A 5,056-nucleotide genomic window follows, 5' to 3' on the forward strand; every position below is an offset into this window, starting at 1 on the left:
AGACCATTTAACTAGAGGAGACCTATCCATGACAGCACCTTCGACCGCCATTGAATCCACAATGGTTGAAAACCGCGTTTTTGAACCGAGTGCAGCACTCGTCAAGTCCGCGCGTATTTCTGGAATGGACGGCTACAACGCACTGTGCGCTGAAGCTGCCAATGATTTCGAAGGTTTCTGGGCCCGTTTGGCTCGTGAAAATGTGATGTGGAACAAGCCCTTCACCAAGGTGCTGGACGAGTCCAATGCCCCTTTCTACACTTGGTTTGAAGATGGTGAGTTGAATGCTTCGGCCAACTGCCTTGACAAACACATGGGTACACCGGTCGAGAACAAGACCGCGGTTATTTTTGAAGCGGATGACGGCACCGTCACCAAAACAACATACAAAGAACTGCTGGCCAAAGTCAGTCAGTTTGCCAATGCATTGACCGCCCACGGCATCCAAAAGGGTGACCGCGTGTTGGTTTACATGCCCATGACGCTTGAAGGCGTGATCGCGATGCAGGCTTGTGCCCGCATTGGCGCCACCCACAGCGTGGTGTTCGGTGGCTTCTCGGCCAAGGCACTGCAAGAACGCATTATTGACGCCGGCGCTGTCGCTGTCGTCACCTGCAATTACCAGATGCGCGGCGGCAAAGAATTGCCTCTGAAAGCCATTGTGGACGAAGGCCTGGCACTTGGCGGTTGCGAATCCATCAAGACCGTGTTCGTGTACCAACGCACCCCAACCGCATGCAACATGGTGGCGGGCCGTGACATTACGTTCACTGACGCATTGGCCGGTCAAAGCACTGTGTGTGCACCCGTGTCCGTGGGCGCTGAGCATCCTTTGTTCATTCTCTTTACGTCCGGTTCTACCGGCAAGCCAAAGGGCGTGCAGCACTCCACCGGCGGTTTCCTGCTGTGGTCCAAGCTGACCATGGACTGGACCTTTGACTTGCAAGCCTCAGATGTGTTCTGGTGTACGGCCGACATCGGCTGGATCACTGGTCACGCCTACGTGGCTTACGGCCCGCTGGCTGCAGGCGCTACCCAGATCATCTTTGAAGGCATCCCCACTTACCCGGATGCAGGCCGTTTCTGGCAGATGATCGAGCGTCACAAGTGCACAATTTTCTACACCGCACCTACGGCGATCCGCTCGCTGATCAAATCGGCTGAGAGCAACGAAAAAGTGCACCCAGACCGTTCTGATCTGAGCAGCCTGCGCATCTTGGGTTCGGTGGGCGAGCCTATCAATCCAGAAGCCTGGATGTGGTACTACAAAAACATCGGCCATGAAAAATGCCCGATTGTGGACACCTTCTGGCAGACTGAAACCGGTGGTCACATGATCACCCCATTGCCAGGCGCAACGCCTCTGGTTCCTGGTAGCTGCACCTTGCCGCTGCCCGGCATCATGGCCGCGATCGTGGACGAAGCCGGTGCAGACGTGCCGAATGGTTCCGGTGGTTTGTTGGTCATCAAGCGCCCATGGCCTTCGATGATTCGCAACATCTGGAATGATCCACAACGCTTCAAGAGCAGCTACTTCCCTGAAGAGCTCGGTGGCACGACTTACCTCGCCGGCGACGGCGCGGTGCGCAGTGCAGACCGTGGCTACTTCCGCATCACCGGTCGTATTGATGACGTGTTGAACGTGTCGGGTCACCGCATGGGCACCATGGAAATCGAATCGGCACTGGTGGCCAAGTCTGACCTGGTGGCTGAAGCCGCTGTGGTGGGTCGTCCTGATGACCTGACGGGCGAAGCGATTTGCGCGTTTGTGGTGCTCAAAGGCCCTTGCCCCACCGGCGACGAAGCCAAGGCCATTGCCAAGATTTTGCGTGACTGGGTTGCCAAAGAAATCGGCCCGATCGCCAAACCGAAGGACATTCGCTTTGGTGAAAACTTGCCCAAGACCCGTTCCGGCAAGATCATGCGCCGCCTGCTGCGCTCGCTGGCCAAGGGTGAGTCCATCACCCAAGATACGTCCACTCTGGAAAACCCACAAATTCTGGGTCAGTTGGGTCAGACTTACTAATGCTCTGTAAATAATAGCTGGTAGCGCCCGTGATACGGGGGCTACAGGCTGATTAGGCATAAAAAAAGCCCGCGAAAGCGGGCTTTTTTGTGGGCGAAACTTTTAGCCGTTTACTTAGCTGGCCAAGACCCATGCGGCCAGTTTTTTGGCTTCGGCTTCATTCACCTGGGTGTTGGCAGGCATGGGGATCACGCCCCACACACCCGAGCCGCCCTTCATGATTTTGGCGGCCAGTTTGTCGGCGGCATCTTTTTGACCGGCGTATTTCTTGGCCACGTCTTTGTAGGCCGGGCCTACCAATTTTTTGTCAATGGCGTGGCACGCCATGCAGTTTTTAGAGGTGGCTAAGGCTTGGTCGGCCAGTGCCGGGGCTGCGATGGAAACTGCCGCAACTAAAGCAAAGAGAGCACGTTTCATCATTTTTCCTAAGAGTTTGGTTTACAGTCGAGTAACGCTTGCGCCATGATAGCGGTTGACATTTTTAGCTGACCCAGACTTGGCGCCTTGACCGGAGAAATCAAATGTATTTACTGGGATTGGGGCTGGTATTTTTGATCATGAAATACCTGGGAATCGGCGCCGTGGCGTCTTGGGACTGGTGGATGGTTTTGACACCATTTGGCCTGGCTGTAGTCTGGTGGGCTTGGGCTGATGCGTCGGGTTACACCAAAAAGATAGCCATGGAGCGCGAAGATCGGAAGCGTAAAGAACGCATCGCCAGAAATCATGAGGCCTTGGGAACCGCCCCGACGAGGAAAAAGTCAGGACGCTGATTATTGGCGCCCTGACATTTCACCGATCAATAGTTGTCGAGCACCGCACCTTTGCTGGCGGTGGAGGCATTAAAGGCAAACTTGGCCTGCACACCCCGCGTGTAGCGCGGTGCCGGGGCGGTCCATTTGGCGCGGCGTTGGGCAATGATTTCATCGCTGACGTTGAGTTGCAGCAGCAACTGGTGCGCGTCAATCGTGATGGAGTCGCCTTCTTCGATGAAGGCAATCGTGCCACCCGCGGCCGCTTCCGGCGCGACGTGACCGACCACCATGCCCCAAGTGCCGCCCGAGAAGCGGCCATCGGTGATCAAACCCACCGACTCGCCCAGACCCTGGCCGACCAGTGCGCCGGTGGGGGCTAGCATTTCAGGCATGCCGGGGCCGCCTTTGGGGCCGAGGTAGCGCAGCACCATCACATCGCCTGCCACAATTTTGCCCGCCAGAATGGCAGCCAAACCGGTCTGTTCGTCTTCAAAGACGCGCGCCGGGCCGGTCATGACCGGGTTTTTCAGGCCGGTGATTTTGGCCACGCAGCCCTCTGGCGACAGGTTGCCTTTCAGAATTGCCAAGTGGCCTTGGGCGTACATCGGGTTGCTCAAGGGGCGAATCACGTCCTGGTCGGCGCGTGGCGCATCGGGCACGTCTTTCAGGATTTCAGCCACGGTTTTGCCGGTGATGGTGATGCAGTCGCCATGAATCAAACCGGCTGAGAGCAATGTTTTCATGACTTGAGGAATGCCACCGGCACGGTGCAGGTCAACTGCCAAGTACTGGCCGCTGGGTTTCAGGTCGCACAGCACCGGTGTTTTTTGGCGCACGCGCTCAAAGTCTTCAATCGTCCACTCGACGCCTGCCGTGTGGGCAATCGCCAAAAAGTGCAGCACGGCGTTGGTGGAACCCCCAATGGCCATGATGACGGCCACGGCGTTTTCAATCGACTTGCGGGTGACGATGTCGCGCGGTTTCAGGTCCAGCTTGACGGCTTCGATCAACACCCGGGCGGATTCGCGGGCCGAGTCAACTTTTTCATCATGCGGGTTGGCCATGGTGGAGGAGTAGGGCAGGGAGATGCCCAGCGCCTCAAAAGCCGAACTCATGGTGTTGGCCGTGTACATGCCGCCACACGAACCGGGGCCGGGAATGGCGCGGCGCTCGATCTCCAGCAGGTCTTCGTCGCTCATGCGACCGGCGGCGTTTTCACCGACGGCTTCAAACACGCTCACGATGTTGAGGTCTTTGCCTTTGTAATGGCCTGGCAGGATGGTGCCACCGTAAACAAAAATGGCCGGCACATTGGCGCGCAGCATGCCCATCAGGCCGCCCGGCATATTTTTGTCGCAGCCGCCGATCACCACCACGCCATCCATCCACTGGCCTTGGACGCAGGTTTCAATGCAGTCCGAAATCACTTCGCGCGACACCAGCGAGTACTTCATGCCTTCGGTGCCCATCGACATGCCGTCTGAAATGGTGGGGGTGCCGAACACCTGGGCGTTGCCGCCGGCTTCTTCAATCGCCTCAATCGCTGCATCGGCCAGCTTTTGCAGGCCGCTGTTGCAGGGCGTGATGGTGCTGTGGCCGTTGGCGACGCCGATCATCGGTTTCTTGAAGTCTTCGGCCTCGTAACCCATGGCGTAGTACATGGAGCGGTTGGGTGCGCGGGACTTGCCCTCGGTGATGTTTTTGCTGCGGGGATTCAGGATGACGGGTTTGGTGTCCATGAGGGTCTCTTGTAAAAAAGGTGGCAGTATTTTGTGGCCTGAGTATGCGCCCGGCAAAAATGCGGGTCTAATATATTTTTAGATGTTTATTAATACGCTACAGATATGAAAGAACCCACCCTGCAAATGCCGACGCCCCATTTGATCGAACTCCGGCTGTGGCGCCAGTTTGTGGCGGTGGCCGAAGAACTGCACTTTAGCCGGGCCGCCGTGCGCCTGCACATGACGCAGCCGCCTTTGACGCAAGCCATCGCGCAACTGGAGTCGCTGCTGGGCGTGCGCCTGTTTGAGCGCACCAAGCGCAGTGTGCAACTCACGGCGACCGGCTTGGCCTTGCTGCCGGCGGCGCAAGATTTGTTGGCGCGGGCGCAGGCTTTGCCCCTGCTGGCCCGGGCGGCGGCGGGCGGTGAAGTCGGGCGGCTGCGGCTGGCTTTTGTGTCCACCGTGGGGTTTGCACTGCTGCCGCAATGGGTGCGGGCCTTTCGGGAGTTGTACCCCAAGGTGCAGCTCGACCTGCTCGAAGCCACCGGCGACCT

Annotated in this window: 5 protein-coding genes; 3 read left to right on the plus strand and 2 right to left on the minus strand. The window is 57.8% G+C overall.

Annotated elements, in window-relative coordinates:
• Window positions 1-28 precede the first annotated feature (28 nt).
• Window positions 29-2,026, plus strand: a complete 1,998-nt coding sequence (gene acs, locus WCG50_RS17300) for an acetate--CoA ligase (RefSeq protein ID WP_336900841.1) — start codon at window positions 29-31, stop codon at window positions 2,024-2,026.
• Window positions 2,027-2,140: 114 nt separating this feature from the next.
• Here acs and WCG50_RS17305 read toward each other — a convergent pair whose 3' ends face one another.
• Window positions 2,141-2,443 carry a c-type cytochrome gene (locus tag WCG50_RS17305; protein ID WP_336900842.1) on the minus strand — a complete coding sequence of 101 codons (303 nt, stop codon included), beginning with the start codon at window positions 2,441-2,443 and terminating at the stop codon, window positions 2,141-2,143.
• A 104-nt stretch (window positions 2,444-2,547) separates the two neighbouring features.
• On the opposite strand from WCG50_RS17305, the gene WCG50_RS17310 reads away from it, so the two are divergent.
• On the plus strand, window positions 2,548-2,799 hold the full coding sequence (locus WCG50_RS17310; RefSeq protein ID WP_336900843.1) for a TIGR04438 family Trp-rich protein: 252 nt from the start codon (window positions 2,548-2,550) through the stop codon (window positions 2,797-2,799).
• A 26-nt stretch (window positions 2,800-2,825) separates the two neighbouring features.
• Here the strand turns inward: WCG50_RS17310 and ilvD are convergent, their stop codons facing one another.
• The gene (gene ilvD, locus WCG50_RS17315; RefSeq protein WP_336900844.1) at window positions 2,826-4,520 is read right to left on the minus strand and encodes a dihydroxy-acid dehydratase; all 1,695 of its coding nucleotides are present in this window, start codon (window positions 4,518-4,520) and stop codon (window positions 2,826-2,828) included.
• A 105-nt stretch (window positions 4,521-4,625) separates the two neighbouring features.
• Between ilvD and WCG50_RS17320 the strand changes: the two genes are divergently transcribed.
• On the plus strand, window positions 4,626-5,056 hold a 431-nt coding region (locus tag WCG50_RS17320; protein ID WP_336900845.1), incomplete at its 3' end, for a LysR family transcriptional regulator.

The organism is Rhodoferax sp. (assembly GCF_037143375.1).
Classification (GTDB): domain Bacteria; phylum Pseudomonadota; class Gammaproteobacteria; order Burkholderiales; family Burkholderiaceae_C; genus Rhodoferax.

Bases quoted from the DNA above. Each gene is read 5' to 3' on its own strand.
- acs (WP_336900841.1), top strand. From the start codon at position 29: ATGACAGCACCTTCGACCGCCATTGAATCCACAATGGTTGAAAACCGC.
- WCG50_RS17305 (WP_336900842.1), bottom strand. From the start codon at position 2,443: ATGAAACGTGCTCTCTTTGCTTTAGTTGCGGCAGTTTCCATCGCAGCC.
- WCG50_RS17310 (WP_336900843.1), top strand. From the start codon at position 2,548: ATGTATTTACTGGGATTGGGGCTGGTATTTTTGATCATGAAATACCTG.
- ilvD (WP_336900844.1), bottom strand. From the start codon at position 4,520: ATGGACACCAAACCCGTCATCCTGAATCCCCGCAGCAAAAACATCACC.